The sequence below is a fragment of the Wolbachia endosymbiont (group A) of Yponomeuta plumbellus genome (genome assembly GCF_947251575.1).
GTDB lineage: Bacteria > Pseudomonadota > Alphaproteobacteria > Rickettsiales > Anaplasmataceae > Wolbachia > Wolbachia pipientis.
The window spans coordinates 91,053-116,107 of record NZ_OX366353.1; the positions used below are offsets into that span (position 1 = coordinate 91,053).

At 34.0% G+C, this 25,055-nt stretch carries 23 protein-coding genes and 3 pseudogenes; 12 read left to right on the forward strand and 14 right to left on the reverse strand.

Annotated features, from left to right (window positions below; all coding sequences use genetic code 11):
• Nucleotides 1-15 precede the first annotated feature (15 nt).
• Nucleotides 16-1,098: a Fic family protein gene (locus OPR39_RS00500; RefSeq protein WP_006280480.1), complete on the forward strand. Its 1,083-nt coding sequence runs from the start codon at nt 16-18 to the stop codon at nt 1,096-1,098.
• A gap of 209 nt (nt 1,099-1,307) precedes the next feature.
• Nucleotides 1,308-2,388 (forward strand): annotated as a pseudogene (locus tag OPR39_RS07085) (efflux RND transporter periplasmic adaptor subunit).
• Between the two features lie 57 nt (nt 2,389-2,445).
• On the opposite strand, the pseudogene OPR39_RS07360 reads toward OPR39_RS07085, so the two are convergent.
• Nucleotides 2,446-3,538: pseudogene (locus OPR39_RS07360) on the reverse strand (IS3 family transposase).
• A 192-nt stretch (nt 3,539-3,730) separates the two neighbouring features.
• Here OPR39_RS07360 and OPR39_RS00535 point away from each other — a divergent pair.
• From OPR39_RS00535 to OPR39_RS00545, 3 genes and pseudogenes are all read left to right on the forward strand, one after another.
• Nucleotides 3,731-4,006 carry an HNH endonuclease signature motif containing protein gene (locus tag OPR39_RS00535; RefSeq protein ID WP_265038786.1) on the forward strand — a complete coding sequence of 92 codons (276 nt, stop codon included), beginning with the start codon at nt 3,731-3,733 and terminating at the stop codon, nt 4,004-4,006.
• 95 nt (nt 4,007-4,101) lie between these two features.
• Nucleotides 4,102-4,413 (forward strand): annotated as a pseudogene (locus OPR39_RS00540) (nuclease/transposase family protein); the annotation flags it as partial.
• A gap of 7 nt (nt 4,414-4,420) precedes the next feature.
• Nucleotides 4,421-5,461: an Mrp/NBP35 family ATP-binding protein gene (locus OPR39_RS00545; RefSeq protein ID WP_265038791.1), complete on the forward strand. Its 1,041-nt coding sequence runs from the start codon at nt 4,421-4,423 to the stop codon at nt 5,459-5,461.
• On the opposite strand, the gene OPR39_RS00550 is transcribed toward OPR39_RS00545, so the two are convergent.
• A complete protein-coding gene (locus OPR39_RS00550) occupies nt 5,462-6,418 on the reverse strand; it encodes an Rpn family recombination-promoting nuclease/putative transposase (protein WP_265038793.1) in 957 nt (318 codons plus the stop codon).
• A gap of 358 nt (nt 6,419-6,776) precedes the next feature.
• Between OPR39_RS00550 and ubiH the strand changes: the two genes are divergently transcribed.
• Both ubiH and OPR39_RS00560 read left to right on the forward strand, forming a co-directional pair.
• The gene (gene ubiH / locus OPR39_RS00555; RefSeq protein WP_174517007.1) at nt 6,777-7,925 is read left to right on the forward strand and encodes a 2-octaprenyl-6-methoxyphenyl hydroxylase; all 1,149 of its coding nucleotides are present in this window, start codon (nt 6,777-6,779) and stop codon (nt 7,923-7,925) included.
• 441 nt (nt 7,926-8,366) lie between these two features.
• Nucleotides 8,367-9,329: an IS481-like element ISWpi4 family transposase gene (locus OPR39_RS00560; RefSeq protein ID WP_015588815.1), complete on the forward strand. Its 963-nt coding sequence runs from the start codon at nt 8,367-8,369 to the stop codon at nt 9,327-9,329.
• A gap of 2 nt (nt 9,330-9,331) precedes the next feature.
• On the opposite strand, the gene pth is transcribed toward OPR39_RS00560, so the two are convergent.
• Nucleotides 9,332-9,880 carry an aminoacyl-tRNA hydrolase gene (gene pth, locus OPR39_RS00565; RefSeq protein ID WP_015588814.1) on the reverse strand — a complete coding sequence of 183 codons (549 nt, stop codon included), beginning with the start codon at nt 9,878-9,880 and terminating at the stop codon, nt 9,332-9,334.
• Nucleotides 9,880-10,491: a 50S ribosomal protein L25/general stress protein Ctc gene (locus OPR39_RS00570; RefSeq protein WP_265038795.1), complete on the reverse strand. Its 612-nt coding sequence runs from the start codon at nt 10,489-10,491 to the stop codon at nt 9,880-9,882. The genes pth and OPR39_RS00570 overlap by 1 nt, the downstream gene beginning before the upstream one ends.
• Before the next feature lie 145 nt (nt 10,492-10,636).
• Between OPR39_RS00570 and OPR39_RS00575 the strand changes: the two genes are divergently transcribed.
• Nucleotides 10,637-10,936: an NADH dehydrogenase ubiquinone Fe-S protein 4 gene (locus OPR39_RS00575; RefSeq protein WP_015588813.1), complete on the forward strand. Its 300-nt coding sequence runs from the start codon at nt 10,637-10,639 to the stop codon at nt 10,934-10,936.
• 496 nt (nt 10,937-11,432) lie between these two features.
• On the opposite strand, the gene lgt is transcribed toward OPR39_RS00575, so the two are convergent.
• From lgt to OPR39_RS00590, 3 genes are all read right to left on the reverse strand, one after another.
• Entirely contained in the window at nt 11,433-12,224 is a 792-nt protein-coding gene (gene lgt, locus OPR39_RS00580; RefSeq protein WP_015589191.1) for a prolipoprotein diacylglyceryl transferase, read from the reverse strand.
• A 6-nt stretch (nt 12,225-12,230) separates the two neighbouring features.
• Nucleotides 12,231-12,680: an SsrA-binding protein SmpB gene (gene smpB / locus OPR39_RS00585; RefSeq protein ID WP_007548863.1), complete on the reverse strand. Its 450-nt coding sequence runs from the start codon at nt 12,678-12,680 to the stop codon at nt 12,231-12,233.
• 120 nt (nt 12,681-12,800) lie between these two features.
• On the reverse strand, nt 12,801-14,156 hold the full coding sequence (locus tag OPR39_RS00590; RefSeq protein ID WP_265038797.1) for an ankyrin repeat domain-containing protein: 1,356 nt from the start codon (nt 14,154-14,156) through the stop codon (nt 12,801-12,803).
• A 68-nt stretch (nt 14,157-14,224) separates the two neighbouring features.
• On the opposite strand from OPR39_RS00590, the gene OPR39_RS00595 reads away from it, so the two are divergent.
• A complete protein-coding gene (locus tag OPR39_RS00595) occupies nt 14,225-14,755 on the forward strand; it encodes a Na+/H+ antiporter subunit E (protein WP_010962821.1) in 531 nt (176 codons plus the stop codon).
• On the opposite strand, the gene OPR39_RS00600 is transcribed toward OPR39_RS00595, so the two are convergent.
• The gene (locus OPR39_RS00600; RefSeq protein WP_006279382.1) at nt 14,748-15,164 is read right to left on the reverse strand and encodes a hypothetical protein; all 417 of its coding nucleotides are present in this window, start codon (nt 15,162-15,164) and stop codon (nt 14,748-14,750) included. The two genes, OPR39_RS00595 and OPR39_RS00600, sit on opposite strands and share 8 nt — an antisense overlap.
• A 304-nt stretch (nt 15,165-15,468) precedes the next feature.
• Here OPR39_RS00600 and purN point away from each other — a divergent pair, with 304 nt between their 5' ends.
• Nucleotides 15,469-16,029, forward strand: a complete 561-nt coding sequence (gene purN / locus OPR39_RS00605) for a phosphoribosylglycinamide formyltransferase (protein ID WP_015589189.1) — start codon at nt 15,469-15,471, stop codon at nt 16,027-16,029.
• A 9-nt stretch (nt 16,030-16,038) separates the two neighbouring features.
• On the opposite strand, the gene OPR39_RS00610 is transcribed toward purN, so the two are convergent.
• The 4 genes from OPR39_RS00610 to ribF all read right to left on the reverse strand — a co-directional run bounded on the left by OPR39_RS00610 (nt 16,039) and on the right by ribF (nt 20,204).
• On the reverse strand, nt 16,039-17,358 hold the full coding sequence (locus tag OPR39_RS00610) for a M16 family metallopeptidase (protein ID WP_265038799.1): 1,320 nt from the start codon (nt 17,356-17,358) through the stop codon (nt 16,039-16,041).
• Nucleotides 17,345-18,685, reverse strand: a complete 1,341-nt coding sequence (locus tag OPR39_RS00615; protein ID WP_265038801.1) for a M16 family metallopeptidase — start codon at nt 18,683-18,685, stop codon at nt 17,345-17,347. Before OPR39_RS00615 ends, OPR39_RS00610 begins: the two co-directional genes overlap by 14 nt.
• Nucleotides 18,686-18,798: 113 nt before the next feature.
• Nucleotides 18,799-19,275, reverse strand: a complete 477-nt coding sequence (lspA, locus tag OPR39_RS00620) for a signal peptidase II (protein ID WP_006279329.1) — start codon at nt 19,273-19,275, stop codon at nt 18,799-18,801.
• Nucleotides 19,272-20,204: a riboflavin biosynthesis protein RibF gene (ribF, locus tag OPR39_RS00625; protein ID WP_010082493.1), complete on the reverse strand. Its 933-nt coding sequence runs from the start codon at nt 20,202-20,204 to the stop codon at nt 19,272-19,274. The genes lspA and ribF overlap by 4 nt, the downstream gene beginning before the upstream one ends.
• A 60-nt stretch (nt 20,205-20,264) precedes the next feature.
• On the opposite strand from ribF, the gene grxC reads away from it, so the two are divergent.
• On the forward strand, nt 20,265-20,603 hold the full coding sequence (gene grxC / locus OPR39_RS00630) for a glutaredoxin 3 (RefSeq protein WP_007550037.1): 339 nt from the start codon (nt 20,265-20,267) through the stop codon (nt 20,601-20,603).
• 115 nt (nt 20,604-20,718) lie between these two features.
• Nucleotides 20,719-21,591, forward strand: a complete 873-nt coding sequence (locus OPR39_RS00635; RefSeq protein ID WP_265038803.1) for a hypothetical protein — start codon at nt 20,719-20,721, stop codon at nt 21,589-21,591.
• A gap of 919 nt (nt 21,592-22,510) precedes the next feature.
• Here OPR39_RS00635 and OPR39_RS00640 read toward each other — a convergent pair.
• Together OPR39_RS00640 and tyrS are read right to left on the reverse strand one after the other, a co-directional pair.
• Nucleotides 22,511-22,840 carry an SWIM zinc finger family protein gene (locus OPR39_RS00640; protein WP_007548583.1) on the reverse strand — a complete coding sequence of 110 codons (330 nt, stop codon included), beginning with the start codon at nt 22,838-22,840 and terminating at the stop codon, nt 22,511-22,513.
• 964 nt (nt 22,841-23,804) lie between these two features.
• Entirely contained in the window at nt 23,805-25,055 is a 1,251-nt protein-coding gene (tyrS, locus tag OPR39_RS00645; protein ID WP_007548582.1) for a tyrosine--tRNA ligase, read from the reverse strand.

Sequence of the window (25,055 nt, forward strand, 5' to 3'; positions counted from 1 at the left end):
GCATGTGAGAAGAATATGAACTGGAAGAATTTTCGTCTTAGTACACGTCTCAACCTAGAAGGGCCTGTAATTGAACAAGTGTACGAGTTAATTACTGCAGTTGATAGTGTTAAAAATAGCTGGCAGATAACGAAAAAACTACTACCACAAACAATTGAAAGATTAACTCATTCAGTTATTGTTACATCTTCTGGCGCTTCTAACCGTATTGAAGGAAATCGTCTAACCGATAAAGAAGTTGAGGATCTATATAAAAACCTACGTGTCAAAAAATTTAAAAATAGAGATGAGCAAGAAATTGCTGGCTACTTAGAAATGCTTACACTAATATTTCATGATTATACGGATATTCCAATTAGTGAGTCATCAATATTGCACATTAACAACCAGATGCTACTTTATAGTGAAAAAGATTTGTATCATAGAGGAAAATACAAAGCAAGTTCTAATAGAGTTGAGGCAAAAGATCAGAATGGAAAAGTTGTTGGTATAATTTTTGATCCCACACCACCTTACCTTGTTAGAAAGGAAGTACAAGAGCTTATTGATTGGTATCACTGGTCCTTAAATAATAAATTTAAGCATCCTCTTATTATTGTTGCTAACTTTGTTTTTGAGTATCTGGCAATACACCCTTTTCAAGATGGAAATGGCAGAACTAGTAGATTGATGACTAATTTAATGCTGTTGCAGCAGGGTTATGATTTTGTATCTATTGTATCACATGAAAAGATAATTGAAACTAACAAACTTGATTACTACTTAGCGCTTAATAAAACACAAAGTAGCTGGAAAAGTGGCAAAGAAGATATTTCCCCGTGGTTAATATTTTTTCTTAATGTACTCAAAACGCAAGCAAATGAGGCGCATTATATTCTTGAGAGGGAGAATACTGAATATTTATTATCAAGAAAACAATTGTTCTTCTGGGAATGGGCACTTAGCCTTGCAGATAAAGAATTTAGTAGAAAAGATGCTATAGAAGCTCTAGGATTTCCTCCAAGAACAGTAGAGGCAATTACAAAGAAACTGCTAGGGATGAAATACTTACAGCGTCTTGGAGAAGGCAAAGCCACTAGATATAAAGTTATTATTTAAAAGTTTTAGTATATTTTTCAAGATTTTTTTAAATCCAGTCTTATGCACAACTTTGTTTGCAATTTTACATTTTTATTCGATTAAAAATTGCATTTTAGCAATAAAAAACTTACTTATTGTAGGAAAATCTTGTGTTTGTTCTCATATAAAACTATTTATGGAGTGACAATGGTACATGTATTATACTTACATTTCTGATTCGAAAATTTATGCAGTTGTTTCTAACAAGATTGGTCAACAAATTCTATTGTTTAAAGGTGAGAAACAAAGTAATCATCATTTCCAGTATTGCTTTTATTCTACTGTTTTTTATCAGCAGTGCATTTTTAAAAAAAGATCAGGCGGTTCATAGCGATAATGCAACTAGTAGCTTTTCAGTAAAAACTCAAGAATGTGCGCCGCAAAACCGCACTATATATTTAAATTTTTCTGGTACAGTAAATCCCTTACATAGAGCTAGCCTTGTCTCAAAAATAAGTGGTAAGATTATTGCTATTTATTTACCTGATGGTGAAAAGGTAAAAAGAGATGATGTAGTGTTAAAGATAGAAGATTATGACAGGATTGAGCAAGCTCAGAAAGCCAAAGCTTTATTAAAGCAGCGTGAAATTGAGTATGATTCCTCTCACAAACTGAATAAAAAAGGCTATGGGGCACAAATACAAGTAGAAGCAGCTTTTACTGCGTTACAAAGTGCAAAAGCTGACCTAAAAGGCTAGAATTGGATTTAGAAAATACTGCAGTCACATCTCCTATAGATGGTTATATTGATAAAATCAATGCAAACGAAGGGGATTTTGTTAATGCTGGGCAAAAAATAGCTGACGTGGTTAATTTCGATCAAATTCTTGTGGTGTTATACGTTTCGGAAAATGAAGTAAGTAAAATAGAGCTAGGCAGCACAGCTCAAATTAATTTACTGGACGGAAAAGAATTGGCAGGTGAAGTAAGTTTATTAGTAAAATTGCTGAGCCTAAAACTGGGTCTTATAGGGTAGAGGTAAAGGTAACTAATAATAAAATGATATCCTTGCAGGGATTAACTGCCAACGTAAGACTACCTTCAGGCGAAAGATTTGCATATAAAATTCCTTCTTCAGCCCTGAGCTTAAGTGACGAGGGTGCTCTTGGAATAAAGATTGTTGATGACAATAATTATGTAGTATTTGCACCAATAGAAATTGTTGATCATGAGAGCGATGGGGTTTGGATAGTAGCAAATAACGAAGATAAACCCATAAAGTTAATAGTATTGGGCCACCTATTTGTTAAGCCTGGTGATAAGGTTTAAGACATAAGATCCTTTGACCTTACCCAGAAAAAGTGGAGAGAAAGTGTGGAATGTTTTTTACAAAAAGAATGATGCATCAAATTGTTCTGGAATGCAATAGTTAATAGTGACGTTGTTTGTTATAAAAAATTTCTATGTATTCAAATATTGCAGTTCTAGTTTGTTGAGCAGAGTGTTGTGAAGTATCAATAAGTATTTCTCTTTTCAATGAGCTAAAGAAGCTTTCTGCAACAGAATTGTCGTAACAACAGCCTTTATTACTCATCTATATTCTTTACAGCTAAGAGATATTGATACCCTTGCGCAGTATATTGTGAACCTTGGTCACTGTGCAGCAGTAGATTTTTAACAGGTTTACGCTTGTTAACGTCCATTAATAAAGAGTCCATAACCAATTGTTTATTTATTGAACTGCTCATTAACTACCATGCGTGAATATAGATCGATTATTGTTGCCAAATATAGCCATCCTTCTTTGGTTTTTATATAAGTAATCCCATACTTTATTTGGTTGATCGACAATAAAGTTTTGGTCTAATATATTGGGAGCTACTGTCCGTTTGTTGTTTCTTAATTTTAAATTTTCTTCTCAATATAGCCTGAATACCATTTTTCTGCATAATACTTTGCACTGTTTTTAAGTTGCAACTTTTACCCAAAGCCTTTAATTCAGCATGAATTTTAGGAGCTCCATATCTACATTTAGAAGCTTGATATATTTTTTGAATATCTGCTAATAACTCTTTATTTGCTGATTCTCTACTGCTTATTTTCCTTGTAGTCCACTTATAGTAGCCACTAGCAGAAAATCCTACATAATTCCTGTACTTTATAGCAGTTACTATATAAAAAAATATTTTACTCTTTTTGACTGGCCAGGGCTTTTTTTAAAATGTCTCTTTCTCTTGTTACTTTTGCTTTGTAAATCAAACCTCTCTTTGTCGTAAGGAGCCATGTTACCTCTACCTGGAAATGCATCTGCTGCCGACTTTTTTTCGTTGTGTTTCTTTATCCATTTTCCTAATAAACCACCCTTTATTCCTAAATCTCTTGCTATTTTTGTAATTGTTTGACCTGCCTTTCTTTGTTCATTTGTCAGCTTAACAGCTTCCAATTTGAATTCTGCTGTATATTCTCTTCTATTTGTCATATTTTGAAAAAACGTTTTATTTTACTCCAAAAACGTCTTAACTTTCTCTCTACTTTTTCTGGGTAAGGTCAGTCTTTAGGCACCCAAACAAAGGGAAATGCTGGATAAAAAGAAAGTACTTTAAGAAGTATAATAACGAAAACTGGCGCTTTATGACAAGTAACAAGGTACGTCTTACTATACACAGCGATCATGTTATTAAACAAAGTGCAAAAAACCAGATCCCCATATGATGGTGATTGGGTATATTGGGGTAAACGTCTGAGAAAAATACCAGATAAGCCACTAGTAGTAATAAAATTATTGAGGTTGCACCAAAGTAAATGCGATAATTGTAGACTATGGTTTAAAAGTGATGATACAATAAAAATACATCACAAAGACCAGAATAGACGAAACAATATGATCACAAACTTATCTTTGTTACATGGACATTGTCACGATGAATTACACAGGAGGTGTGCATGAAAAGCACCAAATTAGAGAGAAGCCGTATGAGGCTCAAAGTCTCACGTACGGTTTTGAAGTCGAGTGAGGAGGGGCGACCTTCTTCACTTAGACAACAATATGCAGATGAAACTACGGAAGAAGACTTAAGGAAAATAGCAGAAAAAGCACCAATAATAAAGTTAGTCTACGATGAATTAGACAGGTTTAGCTGGAATGAAAAAGATTTAGTAGCTTACGAAGAAAGAATAATGGATCTGCTGAAAGAAGAAGGCATCCTCGCTAAAAAACTTGATGAGGGAAAGATTGAAGGAAAGATTGAAGTAGCAAAAAACCTACTTAAGGCTGACATCTCTATTGATATTATCTCTCAGACAACCGGCCTTCCTCAAGCTGAGATTAAACGACTTCAGGAAGAAATCACCTAAAAGGCTAATGATCAACGAAAAAATTGTAAGAGAGAACTTAAAAAAAGTCATAGAGCAAAAAAGCGGTAAAGATGTGATCGCTCTTGGCATAATATCCTCAATTATTATTAAAGGTCAAGATGTTGGTTTTGTGCTTGAAGTTGCCGGTAACACGCAAGCAAATGAAGAATTAAGAAGAAATTGTGAGCAAGCTGTTAAAGCTATACCGGGGGTGACAAAAGTGACCGTGGTTGCTACTTGTCAAAAACAAACTGGGCAACAAAAAGCTAAATTACATATCGAAGGAGTGAAAAATATAATCGTTGTGGCCTCTGGTAAAGGCGGTGTGGGCAAGTCCACAGTTGCGCTAAATCTTGCTCTCTCATTAGCAAAGTTAAAACACAAAGTTGCGCTGGTTGATGCAGATATATATGGTCCTTCAATTCCTAAAATGCTTGGCGCTGAAAAATTAAAGCCAGAAATACAGGATAGTAAAGCAATGCCTATAGAAAAGTATGGACTGCATACTATTTCAATTGGCTATTTTATCGATAAAGATCGTGCAGCAATATGGCGCGGACCTATGATTACAAAAGCACTTTATAGTCTGCTAATGGGAACAAAATGGTCCGATATAGAGTATTTGATAATTGATACACCACCTGGAACTGGCGATGTGCATTTAAGTCTTATGGAAAATTTTAACTTAACTGGGGCGATAATAGTTTCAACTCCACAGGAGCTCTCTTTAATCGATGCTCGCAAAATTTATGATATGTTTACAAAGCTCAGCGTACCGGTTATTGGCATTGTAGAAAATATGAGTTATTTCATTCAAAGCGGCTCAAAAATATACATATTTGGAAAAGACGGTGCAAAAAAAATGTCTGAGGAGCTGGGCATCAAACTTCTAGGCAGAGTTCCTATAGATCCACAAATATGCCATGCTTCTGATTGTGGAAATCCTTTAATGTTAAGTGAAGATTTAGCAGGGATTTATGAAGGTATTGCTAAAGATGTTATAGCTAAAGTGGCTCTACAATTTGAAAAACCGTCATTCCGCTACTAGTTAGCGCCGCGGCGGTATGACGTAGGGGTAACCGTTCACACTTAATTCTTCAATCTCACTAATAGAAAGGCCAGTAAACTTGACAATAGTGTTAACATCAACATTATTAGCCAGCATTGCTTTTGCGACTTCGATTTTCCCTTCAATTTTGCCTTCAATTTTCCCTTCCTCTTTACCGATTTTGATGCCTCTTTCTTCGCCAATTTGGATGCCTTTTTCAGTAGCAAGATCAAGTCTGTATTCAAGAATGGCTTCTTCTTTCCGTAGATCCATTATTCTTTCTTCGTAAGCTACTAAATCTTTTTCATTCCAGCTAAACCTGTCTAATTCATCGTAGACTAACTTTATTATTGGTGCTTTTTCTGCTATTTTCCTTAAGTCTTCTTCCGTAGTTTCATCTGCATATTTGAAGAAAAATAACCAACGATCCACTATGCTTTCTAGCTGTTCTTCCTTATTCTTAGGAAATTTAGGTAGTTCAATAAATATAAATTGAAAATCTTTTAAGTCATGCTCATTGGTTTTCTCATCTCTTATAGTGTGGTTGGATATATAATCAACTTCTTCAGGAAGTAAGTTACAATTTGATATAGCAATAAAGAAGACTTTCTTTAAATCAATGTAGTTGCCAGATTTATCTAATTGTCTTGAGTAAGCCTTAGCAGCATACAGTTGAGCTCGTTTTTCGAAGCCTTTATCGCGAGTAAGCTGCATTTCAATCACATACCTGGTCCCACTAGAATCCCTGCAAAGAACATCAACTATACTTTGCTTATCAGAGGCAATTTCAGGATCCATTATAGTACTGAGGAATTCCACTTCTTGTATAGTATTTATCTCGGTAAACCCTAAAATATCATTCAAAAAATGTATGAGAATATTCTTATTTTTTTCAGTGCCAAAGATTCTTTTAAAGGTTAAATCCAGCTTAGGGTCGAGAAACTTAGATAAAGCCATAGCCAAAGTGCTTAAAAATATTAATAATTATACACTATTATTAACAATTATTCAACCATATTTTTGAAGATAGCTATGCCGCCGCGAACCGTCATACCGCCGCGGTATCTCTTAGCCGCTAACAAGTAGCGGGATGACGGTTGTCGGTAAATCTAAGTCAGTTTAGCTATAGGCAGCAATTTTCTGTATTTACTTTAAATTGAAGAAAGATCAAATGAAAGATCGTGTTTTGCTAAAAATCACAGAATGCAGTCTGGTTACAACCTTTCTTGGGTTAGCTATAGGTCTTTGTCTATAAAGTTTGTTTAAACTATTTTCAAAATAGATAAAATATAATTTTACAATTAGCGTAAATAAAATGAATTATGATGTAATCATTTCAGGTGGTGGGTTACTTGGTCTTATTACTGCAATTGGCCTCAGTTGTAACTCTGTGTCTGTAGCTGTAATTGAAAAAAATAGTTTGCCACGTGTAGTAGATGACAACCGAGCATTTGCTATTTCTCAAGGCTCGAAAAAAATATTGGAAAAATTAGGGATTTGGCAGTTTATAGAAAGCGAAGCTGAGCCAATACTTGATATATGCATATTAGATGCGGTTACTGTGCATTACAATCATAAAATGGTTGGTGAAGAACCAATGGGTTATGTTATTAACAATGCTGCTATATGGAATGCAATCAACAATAATTTTCTGAATAAACTAAATATATACTCTCCACATTCCTATAAAACAATTGCTTATGATTCAGGATATGTGGAAGTTATTCTTGATAATAACCAGGAATTAATATCATCGCTACTTATCTGCGCTGAAGGCAAACACTCTAAATTACCAGAGTTATTTTCTATACCGACAGTGAAATTTGACTATAAACAAAGTAGCATAGTATTTAATGTAAAGCATGAACTGCATCACCAAAACTTAGCTGTAGAGCGTTTTTTTCCTGGCGGTCCATTTGCAATTCTACCGATGAAGGGTGGCTATACTTCTTCGATAGTTTGGACAGAAAAATCTGAAATTTCAAAAATGCTAATGGATCTGTCTGAAGAAGAATTTATTATAGAGCTTAAAAAAAGATTTGGTTCTTATTTAGGAGAGATAAAATTAGAGGGTGAAAGAAAACTTTATCCTTTAAGTTTTGCTTTTGCAAAAAAGTTATATAAGGGTAGAGTTTTGCTTATCGGCGATGCAGCACATTCAATTCATCCAGTTGCAGGTCAAGGGCTTAATCTTGGAATTAGAGATGTAGAAAGTATTATAAAGCACGTAGTTGCCGCAAAAGCATCTGGTATTGATGTTGGCAGTAGTTATTTATTAAAGAAAATTTCACGTAACAGATACTTTGATAATTTTACAATGGCGCTTGCAACTGATGGATTAAATAGGATGTTTTCCAACAGAATATTCTGCGCTAAAGCACTAAGAAATCTTGGCTTGATTGCAGTTGAAAATTCAAATTTCCTCAAAAAACGCTTCATTCGGCATGCTATGGGATTTATATAAATCACTATTTTATAGCTAATGCAAGTCAGGTTTCCCACGGCATACCGCCGCGGTATCTTGGCCGCTAACACGTAGCGGGATGACGAATGTATCTGTTCAGCAGCTGTGTTAAAAGTCAATAGAAAAATTGATGTAGCTGTGGATAAGCACGTTTATACAGATAAAAGTACTTATCCACAGCTATGCTGGCTCTTAGATAGAAACAGACAGAGAGTTATATTCCTCAGTAAAAACCCTGTCATCTCTGACTAAAGAGTTAGCAAGAATAAGCAATTTCCTCATGGCAGCAGTGGAAGCAATTTTATATGGCTTTTTATATTGACTATATAATCTAGTAAAGAAAGGTTTGATATAGGAATTAGGGGGGGAGGGGGGGTGTATGGTCCCAGAGTGTGATGGTATGATAAAATATGAGAAAACAATACCATCAAAGGAGGAATTATGGGACAAATATTACATGGGTGCGCCAAAACAACAGAGACAATTCGTAGAGCAATACAAAATAGTAAAGAGAGCATAGCAAAACTCTCCAGGTACTATAACCTTAATCCAAAAACTATCATTAAATGGAGAAAACGGTCTTTTGCCAAAGACGCTGATATGGGTCCGAAGCATGCAAGATCAACTGTTTTAACTTTAGAAGAGGAGGCTGTAATTGTTGCATTTCGTAAGCATACTCTATTGCCATTAGATGATTGTCTCTACGCTTTGCAAACCTCAATCCCACACTTGACTCGCTCTAGTCTACATCGTTGCTTACAGAGGCACAGCATTAGCAGACTACCAGATGTTGATGGCGAAGTTAAACCAAAAAAGAAATTCAAACAATATCCTATAGGCTATTTCCATATTGATATTGCAGAAGTCAGAACAGAAGAAGGAAAGTTATATTTGTTTGTTGCAATAGATAGAACATCCAAATTTACGTATGTTGAGTTGTATAAAAGTGCTACAAAACCTATAGCTGCTGAGTTTCTACGTAATTTGATTAAAATTTTACCATATAAAATCCACACTATTTTGACAGATAACAGTGTACAATTTACCAACCAAAAACGCCATAAATACGCTTTTCAACATATATTTGATAGAGCTTGTGAAGAAAATGACATTGAACACCGTCTAACAAAAGTTAGCCATCCTTGGACAAATGGGCAAGTTGAGCGTATGAACAAAACTTTAAAGAATGCCACTGTTAAGAAGTATTACTATCAGTCTCACCAGCAACTCAAAGAGCATCTTTATGACTTTGTTATGGCCTACAATTATGCTAAAAGACTCAAAACTCTTAAGGGTCTTACACCTTTTGAGTTTATATCTTTACAGTGGACAAAATCTCCTGAATTGTTCATACTAAATCCACACCATCACACTCTGGGACCATACACTCCCTGTGTTTCGTAATATTATACAATCAAATTGATAAAAGCTGTATTATCTCCTTGCAGCATTAAGTGTATATTTTTTGCTATTTTTTCCACTAAGGAAGTAACATTATCAAAATTTGAAAATTTTGATAACACATAATCTGCTAAGCTTCTTTGATCTTCAGGTCTACCCACTCCAAATCTCAAGCGCCAATAATCGTTGCCAATAAAACTATCTATGGATTTAAGTCCATTATGTCCAGCAGAGCTACCACCTTTCTTTATTTTTATTCTTCCAAGTTCCAAATCAGCGTCATCGTGTATGACAACAATATTATCTAGCGATAATTTGTAAAAATTTCGTATTTTTGCAACAGGGATGCCTGAATTATTCATAAATGAATAAGGCTTTATTAACATGATTTTATTATCATTAATTATGCCAGAGGTTATTAGATAATCGGCTTTTTTAGAGAACGACTGGAAATTCCAATATTTGCAAATTGTATCAACTACGATGAAGCCGATATTATGATGAGTTAACTCATATTGACTACCAGGGTTACCAAGCCCAACTATCAGGTGCACTATTCCTCTGTTTCTGCTTGAGGTTCTTCAACGTCACTATCGGCAGCAGAAATTGTAACAATGGTAAAATTTTCTTCTTCATGGGCTACAAACTTAACACCTTCTGGTAATTTTACATCATTAATATGTATAGACTGGCCAATCATTTTACCGGATAAATCAACTTCAATAACCTGAGGTATTTTATCAGGAGAGCATTTAACAGCAATAGAACGACACAAAACATTAAGCACTCCACCTAACTTGATCCCTGGGGCTTTACTTTCATTCACAAATGATAGAGGTATGTCTATTTTAATTTCACTGCCTTTATCAACAAATTGAAAATCAACATGTTGCACAGTATCCTTTACTACATGCAATTGGATATCGCGAACAAGAGCATATTCCTTTTTGCCCGAAATATTCAGCTCTATCAAATGTGCAGAAAGAGAACCTGATTTATATTGCTTCGTGAATTCCTTTGCAGACAATGTCAAATTTACATTATCATGGCCCTTTCCATGTATTATTCCAGGGATGTTTCCTTTCTTCCTTAGAGAATGCATCGCTTTTGTTTTTGTTATATCACGTAACTCTGCATTAATTGTTACTATTTCCTGTTGCGTCATCGGTTACTCCTATTCAGCTAATCCTTTTAATATAATTTAATAATAATATAACATAAAAATATTTATTTCAAACTTCATTCTTTCATACTAATTGTTTGTGAAAGGATTTATTTAGATATATATTTAAGCTTATTTAACAAGAACTATGGGCATTGATGATAAAGTAGTTTTTAGGATTTATAAACCAACAAAAACTGCAACACAATCTGGTTTAGGTAATACAAATTTCTGGCACCTGAAAATTGAATCTGGCTCTTACTACATTGAACCTTTAATGGGGTGGGTTGGCTCAAAAGATCCAAAAAAACAGATTGTATTAAAGTTTGATTCTCTTGAAAAAGCAGTATTCTACGCAAAAAAACGCAACGTTAAATACATAATTGAAATGCCAAAAAATGTTAAGAGGCTGCCAAAATCTTACGCAAGCAATTTCATACTAAAGTAAGTTGCACAACAAATGGTGTTATGCAAGTAGCTGACACTGCTCTCCTTTGTCATCCCAGTGCCCAGACACTGGGATGGCTTTGTTGCATCGCTACTTATGAAAGGCTAACTATAGTTAGGATTATAAGCAACTTATTGAAAATCTTGTTTTTTTTTGCAATCAATCTGATCAAATTTAAGAATAGTAATTTGTTATTTATATTAATAAATTTAATTCTATTGAAAATAGCTAAAGCATTGAAATTCTTGAATTTTAGCCGGATTGGTAAATGGTAGTGAAATTTCTTTTACTCAAATTTAGGTATTCACTGACCGTTCTTGTTATAAATACCAGAATAATAAGCTACTGATATTCCCTATCTTTTTTATCTTTAATCCATTATAGCTAGCGATGCAACAAAGCCCACCGATTCATTCTACTGCAACGCAGAAAATTCGTACAATTGTGCATAATATGGGGCTTCTGGCTACATTTTTCTATTGAACTCACCTTTTCTCTATGTGACAGATTTCGTATTAAATTTTAAATTTAATGCGCCTAGATATACAAGCATTCCTAGCAAAACCATAGGTATAGAAAGCAACTGCCCCATAGTTAAATCAAGCCACAAATAGCCAATTTGATAGTCTGGTTCGCGAAAAAACTCAACGAAAAAACGTGCTATTCCATACCACATAACTGCAATACCAGTTAACGCACCGTGATACAGTCTTATTCTAGTTAAGAAAAACAGTGAATTTGCAACTGCAAAAAGTAGCAGTCCTTCAAAAAGTGCCTCATAAAGCTGGCTTGGATGATGCAGCAAATTATCACCACTCTCTGGAAATACCATACCCCATGGCATAGTTGTAACTCTGCCAAATAACTCTCCGTTTATAAAATTGCCTATGCGACCTAAAAATAAACCTATGGGAACTCCGCAAGAAACTAGGTCCAGTGCATAAAATATAGGAATGTTATGTCTTCTGCAGGAGATTATTACTGCAAGCAAAACTCCTATAGCACCGCCATGAAATGACATCCCTCCTTCCCAGGTCTTCAATATCTCGATAGGGTTGCTTATATAAAGAACTGGATCATATATCAATACGTAGCCAAGTCTACCTCCAAGGATAATACCTATAATAGTGGCTGTTAATAACGAATCGTAAAAATTCTTAGTAAATATTTTTTGGTCATCTAGCCTATGTAAATACCAATATGCAAACACTATACCCAAAACGTAGGCTAAGGAATACCAATATATAGAAACAGGACCGATGCTGAAAATTACTGGATTTAAAGACATATTTTGCTATAAATTATTTTTAGACAATCTACTTTTTTCACGATCCCACTCTCTCTGTTTTATGGTTGCTCTCTTATCGTAGAGTTTTTTTCCTTTTACAATGGCAATTTTAGTTTTTGCAAATCCTTTATCGTTAAAATAGACCGAAAGCGGCACAACAGTTATCCCAGCAGTCTTGATTTGACCAATTAGTTTATTTATCTCCTTTTTATGCAAGAGTAATTTACGTTCCCTTTTTGGTTTATGATTTTTGCGGTTCGCAGCTTTATATTCTGCAATATGCATATTGTGCAGCCATACTTCGCTATTCTTTTCAACAACGTAGGCGTCGGAAATATTTACTTTTCTTTCTCTTAGCGATTTAACTTCACTGCTTAATAAGACCATACCCGCTTCAAATTCTTCTAAGATGAAATATTCAAACCTTGCTTTCCTATTTTCTGCAATAACTTCCATATCTAAAGATATCTTTAAGCTTCAATATATTACAGAGTTTTTGACTTAATTCATAATAAAACAGTTATCCCAATAAATATAAGGTGCCAGGCTAGTCTGATAGCAACAGGATAACAAAAATCAAGTAAGTGCTTTTTCTGTCTCTCTAGGCACAAGTTCCTTTACTTCTTTCATTTCAGTTTTAGGCTTTGACATTATATATTGACCAGCACCAACTATGAGCGCAGATCCTGCAGCTAGTCCAATTATTGCTGGTACAGATAGGGCAGTAGCAAATGCAAGTGCAACACCAACTATCACTGCAGTTACAAAACACACAATAATACCTTTTACAATTGCATTTTTTGCAGATTGTTCTTTTTCTTTCACAATTGCATTTTTTCCAATTTGTTTTTCTTCCTTTTTCTCTGGAAGCTGCATTACATCTTTATTTTCAGTAAGATCCTTTGGCGTTTTTTTATTCTCATTTTTTAACGTTTGCTTTTTTTCCGCTTCCTCTAAAAGCTGAATTATACCTTGATATTTAGTAAGGTCTCTTGGCGTTTTTCCATCAACATCTTTTAATGAAGGGTCTGCTTCAGTGTGTAGCAGAACTTCCACCACTTTTATTTTGCCATTTTCAGCAGCAAGATGTAAAGCAGTACATCTATCATCATTTTCTGCATTAACCTTTGCTCCTTTTGCGATTAGAATGTCTACTACATCTTTATGGCCCTCTCTGGCTGCAAGATGTAAAGGAGTACATCCATCATCATCTTTTGCATTAACGTTTACTCCTTTATTTAATAGGTTTTTCACCTCCTCCTCATTATTATGTTTAACAGCTGAATGCAAAGCTTTGATGTTCTCTTGTGCCTTTAATAGAGCTCCTTTTACCACTTCATGGCCTTTTTGAGAAGCAAATGTTAAAGGAGTCCATTTATAATGGTCTTTCGCATTAACATCTGCTCCTTTTTCAATTAGAGTTTCTACTATATCTTTGCGGCCATTTGCAGCAGCAAGATGTAAAGAAGTCCACCCATCACTATTTTTTGCATCAACGTTAATTCCTTCTGCTTTTGATAGAACTTGTACTATCTCTTTGTGGCCATAGTGAGCAGCAATATGTAAAGGAGTAATTTTATTATCATGTTCTGCATTAATATCTGCCCCGTTTTCAATCAGAGCTTTTGCTACATTTGCATAGTTCCAATAAGAAGCAAGATGTAACAATTTGACTTTCTTAGAATTTTGACCACAAGATATAGTAAATATGTAATTTATGCCAGATCCACTATCGTTGTCAGGTTTACTCTTTTCCCACTCTTGACATAAATCTGGATCTTCTTCTTGTAACTTAGCTTTTATTTTTTCAACTATATTGTCCTTGCTCAAATCTGAAAGGTCATTTATTTTTTTTAATATTTCCATAAATTTGCCATATTTCATAACTTCCTCACTTAAAATACATAACTTAGTTGTTATATCTTTTAACATAGAAGTCAAGAACCTAAATATTCGTTATTATCTTTCCTTAAAGAGTCATTTAAGTTATATTACAGACTATGAAAAACCTCAACTTTAGGAAGGAAATCAAGTTTTTTTCTCTGTCATTTATAATTTTATTTGTTCTATGGACTGTATTGTCTGGTTATTTTGAGCCGTTTTTTATTTTTTGTGGAGTGTTTTCCTCTATATTCACATCGTTTATCTTTAGAAGGTTGATAAACGCTGAAAGAGCTCTTAGCCAGATTTTAAATAGTACGAGTAGACTGTCGTTTTATAAGTTAGTAAGTTATATACCATGGTTAATGTACCAAATCATTTTATCAAGTGTTTATGTAACAAAAAAGGTGCTACAACTCAAATCTAAGCTTGAGCCAATCATTATTCTAAGAAAATGCAAAGGGCATAATGATGAAAGCATTGCGTTATTTGCCAATTCAGTCACAATCACTCCCGGAACTTTAACTATCAATGTTGAAAGTAAGCAGAAAACATATTTCTCTACCATGTATTTGATAGATAAAGATCTTGAAAGCGGCATTTCTGAAATAGAAAATAAAATCTTAAAAATACTACGTTCAGTTAAGTAATTGCTTTAAATAAGTTAACAGCATCCTTATATTCCCTTACAAGACTTTCAAGCATTTCTTTTGGAAGGCTATTGTTAACAATAGAACATAAATAATTATACAAATCTTCTAACCTTAATATGTTATTTCTCTTCTTGCTGTTGAATTTATACGGAAAAATACCTTCCATAACTTCAATAGTAGTAGCCTTGTTTAAAAATACATTTTCACTTGTCACGCTTATTCTTGCTAAAACAGTGTTAATTTCAGGTTCGTCACTCGTATAAAAATCTGATAGCTGAGTTATTCTAATAACGTACAAAGTTACTATTTTTGACAAGCAATTATCAGCATATTCACAATTTTTTATTACCTCCCACTGAGTAACCTGAGATTTACCTATTTTTGCATTGTTCGGTAATTTACTCATTGAACTTTCTCCATTTAATCCAGTGTAATAAATTATACTAATACTTTGTTAAATAAATAATAACGCGATTACAAAAATATATACTTATAGTAGTATATTATACAAAAATAGCACAATATCTAAGCATTAAAGCTAGTTTAAGCTGGGTACATGGGGCTATTCGTTATTTTGTGTTGTCCAGTGAGGTTCAAAATTAGAGGTCCACTTATATAAAGAGTTTAGTCTGCCTTCTTTGCTATAAAATAAGTTTTCCTTTTGAGCTGTTTTGTTAGTATTAACTAAATTCTAAACTAACTGTGCTATAATGAAAAAGATAAAACTCGGAATACTAATTTCAGGTAGGGGGTCGAATATGCAGGCCTTAATAGAAGCATGTCAAGATCAGAATTTTTCCGCAGAAGTTGCATGTGTTATCACAAATAATAGCGAAGCTGCTGGTCTGAAAATAGCAGAGCAAGCAGGAATCTCAGCGTTTATTGTTAAAGATAAACCGCTTGATGCTGGTAAAATTCACGAAATACTTGTTCAACATAAGGTTGATTTAATTTGCCTTGCAGGGTTTATGAGAATTCTCAAAGCTGATTTTCTGAGTAAATGGCATAACAAGGTTATAAATATTCATCCCTCTTTACTTCCGTCTTTTAAAGGTCTAAACGCTCAAGAGCAAGCTCTAAAAGCAGGTGTAAAAATTACAGGTTGTACTGTACATTATGTCACTCCTGAAGTTGATGCTGGAGCCATAATTGCTCAAGTTGTTGTACCAGTGTTACCAGCTGATGATATTCAAAGCCTCTCAGAACGCATTCTAGCTAAGGAGCATAAGTGTTATGTAGAAGCAGTAAGGTCAATAGCAGAAGATATATGACTGTAATAATTATTGACCTTGAGCGTTTTTTCCAACTTCAACAAAAAATAAATTTTCAGGTTCCAGTAAAGAACTTGCCAGTTCGTTTGCTTCCTCTAATTTAACATCATTAATGATATTCGCATAATTATTTATACGGTTAACATCACGATCATTTATCTGCATATTATCTAGCAGCGTTGCTGTATTTGTGTTATTGGACAGGAAAAGGACAAGATTATTTACCAAGCCAATTTTTGCATCCTTGAACAATTGTTCGTCAATTCCTTGCTTTTTTATTCTGCTAAATGTATCTTTTACTGCTGATATAGCTTTGCCAGCAGTAGAACTATCAGTACTTATAAATCCAGATATAATATTTCCATGTTTATTGGAAATAATACTTGCATAAACACCATAAGTAATACCCAAGTTTTGCCTCAGTTCTGTCATTAATATTGAATTCAGCCTCATGCCACCAAGTGCATCAATTAAGACACCAGCGTTATAATAATTAGGATCTTCATAAGCTATACCTTTTTGAGCAAAAAGTATCACACTCTGTGGTATATCCATAAAAATATTCTTACTTTCTGCAGAACCAAAATTATTTTTTACAGGTATTTTTCTAACTTTTGATCTTTTTGACGGCAATTTAGATAAATATTTATCTAATAATGTAATAATTTCTTCTTTTTTTGCACAACCAGCAACACTGATAACTATGTTATCTTTAGCAAAATTACGCTTTATGTATGTTAAAACATCATCTCTAGTAATGTTCATTATAGTGTCAAGAGTACCGTACACACTTTTTGAGTAAGGATGTTTTTTAAACAATAACGTATCTAATTCTTTTCCAGCAACAAAATAAGGACTTTTTTCAAGATTATTAAAATTAACTTTGGCTTTCTCGAAAACTCTATTCAACCCTTCAGGGTCAACTTTAGGACGCATTATAGTATCGCTCAGTAATGAAATTGCTTCCTCTAGATTGTCAGACAAAGTATTTAATGAAACCCTAAATGCTTCTAAATCAGCAATAAAATTTAAACTAATCCCTTTATCTTCAAGCTTTTTCGCAAAATCTTTGGCATCATTTTTTCCTGCCCCTTCTTGAATTATAAGAGAAGTAAACCAGGTAAGTCCCTGTTTTTCTGCATTCTCATACACATAACCTGCATCTTTAAATGATATATTCAGTGAAACTTTTGGTAAAGCACAGTTTTCGACAAATAAAAACTTAAATCCTTTACGGGTAGTGACCTCCTCTATATTTAAGCTACCACTTGCTTGTAAATTAAAGCTTAGGCAGAAAAAAAACAGAAGTACAAATTTACTTATTCTCATTGTTATCTCCTTTTGGTAATAAACGACCAATTAACTTATTGGAAGAAAAGATAGTACGAATTTTGTTATTTACATCCTCTAAATTAACATCATCTATTTTGCTATATGAAATATCTATTTCATCAAGTGGAATACCAAGTGCAAGGTGTGGCACATAGAACATCGCTATATGAGTTAAGTCAGATAGATTATCAAACTGTGCTGCTTTGTATCTATATTTCGAGCTTTGCAACTCCTCATCCGTTATTCCTTTAGACATGAAGTTATTAATAGCATTATCTAACTCTCTTTCAACAATATCTAAATTAACTCCGCTTTTTGGAATGACCTGAATATCAATGTAGCCATCACTAAAAGCTAGGCTATTATAATAAGCAAACACTGATACTGCCACATCTTCATCTAAAACCAGATCATTATACAGTTTGCTGGATTTGCCGCCACCTAAAATTTCAACCGCTAAATGAGCAGCGGAAGCTTCATTTATATGCTCAAATAAGGGTACACGATAACGAAAATATAAAACTGGTTCTTTTACTTCAGTGCTCTCTAAGGTCACCGATAGACCTGCATTATGCACTGGATCCTGATTTGGGTAATTTCTCATTACAGGCTTAGCTTTAATTTCGCCATATTTTTCTTCTGCTAATTTCACTACTTCATCAAGTTCCACATCACCCACAATCAGTAATATTGCATTGCCGGAGTGATAATAGTTATCATGAAACCTCGTTATGTCATCCAAATTGTAAGTTTTGATATCGCTCTCCCAGCCGATAACAGACCTACCATAGCCAGTACGGTAAAATGCACTATTCATTTCTTCCCATAACAAGTTGTTAGGATGATTATCAAATCTCATTTTTCTTTCTTCCAACACAATGTTTTTTTCTCTATCTATTTTGTCTTGAGTAACATTAAAGCTGCCCATTCTATCTGCTTCAACTTCCATTGCAAGTGGTAAATCTTTTTTGGGGATCAACTCAAAATAACAGGTATATTCTTTAGTGGTAAACGCGTTAAATTGAGCCCCAATGCTACTCATAGTGGCTTCTATATCTGTGAACTTTCCTGTAGTTTCAAACATTAAATGTTCAAAGTAGTGAGCCAATCCTGCTTTGCCGATTGGATCATCCATTCCCCCAACTTTGTATATTACTGCATGTAAAACGGCTGGAATCCGATGATTAGGAACAATATAAACATCCAAACCGTTATCGAGTTTAGCATGTTTTATGTTGTGCTCTATGTTTAAAGCATTCGAAGAAATTGGGGTAAGTAAAAAAAATGCAGGTAGTATAAGAAAACTAAAAAGCTTATGAAGCATTATCCTAACCTAATATAAACATAATTACTTTATTCCCCATTTTGTTTGGAAATAAACATATCGTATGTATACCACTTATATAGCGATGTCAACATTATGTGAATATAATTATTTTATTCCTCATTTTGTTTAGAAATAAGCATATCGTATATATACCACTTATATAACAATGTAAACATTCCACAAACTATAGATAAATCTGCTAAATTAAAGGCTGGCCAATACCAATCATCAATATGAAAATATATGAAATCATATACAGCTCCCCAATAGATCCTATCAACTACGTTTCCGATTGCTCCACCAATCATCAGAGAAAAACCAAGGTAAGTTGACTGATCGTCAGACTTGTATATCAAATATGCAAGTATACCAATTATTAGTATTGAAAATGCTGAAAAAAAGAAACCGCCATGTGGTAAAGCGCTACACATTCCAAAACTAATACCTGAATTCCAAACTTCAACTAGTTTTATAAAACTAGCGATCTCAATTGATTCTCCTTCATCAATCAATGAGTTTATGTACAATTTGCTCGTTTGGTCAATCAATACTATAATTAATATAACAACTAAGCATAACTTTTTCATAAATTTGCCTTTAACCTATAAACTTTAAGTATATCATAATTTATCTGTTTTGTTAACTCCTCAATACTATGGAATTTTTTTTCTGACCTTATGAATTTTAAAAGTTGTATATTGACTTTATGACTATATACGTCTTCATCAAAATCGAATATGTGCATTTCTATTATAGGCTTTTTCAGATCCTTAAAAGTAGGTCTCATACCAATATTGACTACTCCATATAACCAATTTGGATTACTATCAGGAAAAGTCACTCTAGCGTAATATGTGCCAAACTTAGGTTTTATCATGCAATCTTCTATAGGAATATTTATGGTTGGAAATCCTATTTCTCTACCTCTACATGCACCTTTTGTCACAACACCAGAAACTTGATAAGGCCTGCCGAGCAATTTATTAGCAATTTCTATTTCGCCCCTTTGTACATACTCCCTTATTGAAGAAGAAGAGCAAATTTTGCCGTCAATTGTTAATGGCTCTAATTTAGTCAAAGAGTATCCATATATTTCAGAATATTTCTCTAGAGTTAATATATTACCCAATCGTTTATGACCAAAAGTGCAATTTTCTCCGACAATTATGTGTTTAGCGCCATATTTATCTATTAAAATCTCACTGATAAAGTCATCGCAGCTAACCTCAGAAAAACCTCTATTAAAATTAATAATATATAAGTAATCTATACCATAGCTGCTGATTAGTTCCTTTTTTTGTTCTTGGTCTATTAACCTAAAATTGTTTCTACCAAATAAAACAGTTGATGGGTGAGGCTCAAAAGTTAAAACTGCAGAGGGTAATCCTCTTTCTTGTGCTACCTTCTTTAGAGTAGAAATTGCAAACTCGTGTCCTAAATGAATGCCATCGAAATTTCCGAAGGTTAGTGCTATATTATTTTCTATTCCTTGCTCACAATTATAAATAATTTTCATACAATTTGATATGTTTCTTATATATAATAACTATATTTTAGTAAGCTACGGAGATAAATTGTGAAAAATGTTGTGATATATGTAAAGAAGGGCTGTCCATACTGCATAAGGGCAAAGGATTTACTAGATAAAAAAGGTGTGAAGTATGAAGAAATTGATGTGCTCAAAAACTCAGATCTATTTAACGACATAAAATCAAAGTATAACGTTAGAACAGTTCCACAGATTTTTATCAACGATAAGCACATTGGGGGGTGTGACAAATTGATGGATCTTGAAAAAGAAGGAAAGTTGGATGATATGCTAAATAATAATGACAATCACACTGATGTCACAACCTACACAAACAGCAATGATGAATGTGGAGAGTGTGTTATACCACATGATGATTTTATGTAACTTTTTATCTTGTTTTGTCGTGTAATACGTAAATGAAAACTAGTATGCTCACTTTAAACAATTCTTAATGAATTAAAAATACAATTCATTCAGTGAGTTTTTTTAGTGGGAAAAAATGACAAAAAATATTTCAATTATTAGCAGAAACTTAATTAGTATCGAATTAGTTAACAAACAAGATTTAGAGAATTTCATCAAGATTTTCACAGTGCTTGATAAACATATAGCAGCTAAAACACTTTTTACAGAAGAAGTGAGAATAGAGCATAAACAACACAACGGCATAGAAGTTGTTGAATTGCTAAAAGATACAGACTTTACATATCATGAGGTTGAAAATGTATTGAACCACCTGAGTAAACATGGAATGAAGGTGCCCAGCAGTGTTATAGCACACACCCTTTTTGCTGCATACAATCATGCACTTGAATTTAAGGATGTAGCATTTTCCTTTTCTGAAGGCTCTCCACAATTTAACATCAGAGTGAGTAAGAACACCTTCATAATAACTCCTATGAGTGAGGAGAATTTGGAATTGAATTCACAAAGTAGCAAGAAATTAATAGAGTCGTTACAGAGCGAAAAAAATATTTATGATTGTATAGTAGAAGAAAATACCATTAAAGTTATAGTGCATTCTGAAATACATCAAGCTATAAATTTGATTATAAAATCACTGATAAAGTCTCGCCTTTTAGCAAAAGAGGAAGAAGGAAAATTCAAAGAGAAATTGAGACAACTTGCTTTTAAGGATCAAGCTTTTGTTGAGTATTCCAGTATCAAAACCATCAGTAGGTATCCACATAATCATCCTCTGAGAAAGCATGAAAGTGTTACTAAGGATATAGAAAATATTTTATGTGATTTCATAGCAAATGAGAATAGCGAGTTCGCTATAGAGCGGTTAAATAGGCTGAGCTCAGCAGTTTCTCCGGATACTCCAAGAATCATCACTAAAACTATAGATAAACTTGTTAAGTTTCACTAAGATATACGAGAGCCAATAGATTTCCTGTATTACCTTTTGTCATCCAAGTAGCCTTGGCTACTTGGTTCTTTTTTTGGGTTCCAGCTATGTACATAGCTGTATGAACATTGTAGCCGTTATTCAAGTAGCCCGCAGAAGCGAAAAACTTACTTGACAAACTCCGCCAGCCCCCTTATCATGAAACTGAAGCTATTTATTTATCTTCTCTGTACAGATTAAATGACAAAAAACTCACGTATCTGGCGTCTCATGTTTAATTTTTTGCACTATGTGCACTCTATGTCTTTATCAAATTTCTGGGTTTTTACCTACACAAGCTGAAATACGCTATTTAAAACATTAAAAAACGCCAACTTAAAAAATAGATAGTGAATAACTAGCTACCCTAGGGTTTCTTTTGCCTTTTTTTCTGTTTAGTAAATTTCTTAATGTTTATAATTTAGATTAGTTGCGGCTTAAAAGCAACTGAATCGCGGTTATTAAACGTTTAGAATAAAAAAAACGCCATACTTGAAAGTATAATGTAAGTAATTAGCCAACCACGGGGCTTCTTTTGCCTTTTTTTTATTTGGTAAATTTCTTAATATTTATAGCTAAACGACAACCGTCATCTCGCTGCTTGTTAGCGGGATCTATGCTTTGAGATACCGCGAATGAATCGCGCGGTATGACGGTTCGTGGTGGCATCTCGTCATCCCGCTACGTGTTAGCGGCTAAGAGATACCGCGGCGGTATGACGTCTTAGCCATAGATTACCTGATCTCACCATCTTTCCGGTTGTTTTATACATAATTCTCGGATTTTGAAAGTTCACTTTGAATAAATTGCTCATATTCTTTATCCTCTAGTTCTTCAAAAATCTCAGGATAATGTTTACTGGAACGAGTAATTATTGAAATTAGCTCTTGCTTTGTTTTTCTTAGTAAAACCTTTCAAAGAGAGTCTGTTCATCTGGGCGCGCAGACGATCGATACTCCTTTCTATCAAGTGCAACCAAAGCAAAACCTGTTGCAGCCATATGCTTACATGGACCATAATACACAAATGCAGGACAGGAACATGTTCCACTCAAAAGAGGACCATCGTGCTTTAGTGTTACTCGATATACATTTGATCCAACTACCTTTGATTTAGCTTGAGATTCATTAACAGATATAATCTGTACCTTTCTTTTGTCAAAATAATCCCTTCCTCTGGAGCGGTAGGGTTCTTTGATAAGACCTGTGATATCTTTATAATACAGTCTCATTTTTACCTCCTTTAAAACCCTCAATTTTCTAATATATCCTTTCTTCCATAAAAATTTATTAACTCACCACAACTTTTATATGGCCCTGCGGACAATTTTATAGTGCTATAGCTAACTCAAGAAAGGTTTCCCTACGTCATACCGCGATTCATTCCATAACTGTATGAACATTCATTTTTGAAGGTAAATTGCACAGCAAATGGTGTCATGAAAGTAGCTGACACTGGAATCCAGCCTTGCCGTAATCTCATCAAGAACGTTGTGTTTTAACATAAAACGGCTACTTTTATACTTACCAACTTAATAAAATTCCTGGATCCCAGTGGGCTTTGTTGCATCGCTACTTATGAAAGGCTAACTATAGTTAGGATTATAAGCAACTTATTGAAAATCTTGTTTTTTTTGCAATCAATCTGATCAAATTTAAGAATAGTAATTTGTTATTTATATTAATAAATTTAATTCTATTGAAAATAGCTAAAGCATTGAAATTCTTGAATTTTAGCCGGATTGGTAAATGGTAGTGAAATTTCTTTTACTCAAATTTAGGTATTCACTGACCGTTCTTGTTATAAATACCAGAATAATAAGCTACTGATATTCTCCACCTTTTTTATCTTTAATCCATTATAGCTAGCGATGCAACAAAGCCATCCCAGTGCTTGACACTGGGATGACAAGAAGAGGGTACTTGGATAAGAGGCATTGCCCTCCTGGTAGGCCCAAATTGCAATGTCCGTACAGTTATGGATTCATTCGCGGTATAGATTCCGCTAATGAGTAGCGGAATGACGAATTTGTTGTTTTTCAAATTGTAGGTAAACCTAAGCCACTTTAGCTATATATAATAGAATTTCGCTTTCTACTATCTTTCCAGTTGTTTTATACATAATTCTCGAATTTTGAAAATTTGCTCCATATCTAATTTCTCACTTGTATAAAATTTGTTTTCTTACTTCGAGACCTAATCTACCACAACTTTTATATGGCGTTTCTTTCCTGCAGATAATTTTATAAATGGCTGATCTTTAAAGCTTTCGAAATTTATTACATGATCAATATTGTTTACAACATTATCATTAATCTTGCATCCGTTGCCCTGTATTAAACGCTTTGCAGCGCCTTTTGAAGGTTCAAAACCGGTGTCATGTAGTAGGTCTACTAAGGATATGCCGCTTGCAACTTGTTCTTTTTTTATGATGTAATCAGGAAGTAGTGAGCTATCTTCATTCTCAAAAGCAGAAATTGCAGCAAATTGTGCAAGTTCCGCTTCTTTGTCACCATGACATATTTTTGTCACTTCTGTTGCCAAGACCTTTTTTGCTTCATTTATTTCTTGATCCTTTAAAGACTCTAATTTTCTAATCTCATCAATTGGCACATCAGTGAGCAATCTTAAAAAACGTCCAACATCTTGATCATCAACGTTGCGAAAATATTGCCAGTAGTCGTAAGGCTTTAGCATATTATCATCAAGCCACACTGCTCCACTTTCAGTTTTGCCCATTTTTTTTCCTTGTGCATTTAATAAAAGAGGCATGGTAAGGCCAAATAGCTCAGGTAAATTCAACTTTTTTCCAAGTTCAATTCCGTTTACTATATTTCCCCACTGGTCTGACCCTCCAATCTGCAGACGACAATCATATTTTTTGTTTAATTCAATAAAGTCGTAAGCTTGCAATAGCATGTAATTAAATTCCAGAAAGCTTAAGGTTTGCTCTCTATCCAGCCTGGTTTTCACACTATCAAAACTTAGCATACGATTTACAGAAAAATAAGCTCCTATATCACGCAAAAAATCTATGTATTTTATGTTATCCAACCAATCTGCGTTATTTACTATCATTGCACCAGTCTTGCTGTCATTAAAAGACACCATTTTCTCTAATATTCTCCTTATACTGGATGTATTTTGATTGATGTTCTCTACAGGCAAGATGCTTCTTGCTTTATCTTTGAAGGATGGGTCACCAATTTTTGTTGTGCCACCTCCAAGTAAGACTATCGGCTTATAACCAAATTTTTGTAGGTGACAGAGCATCATAATCTGAATTAGGTGACCAGCATGAAGACTTGGTGCTGTGCAATCAAACCCAATGTATGCAACTATATAATTGCTCTGCAATAATAATTGATCTAGTCCTTCAATGTTTGTGCATTGGTATAGGTACCCTCTTTCTTGGATGAAATTTAAAAATTCAGATGCGTGTTTCAT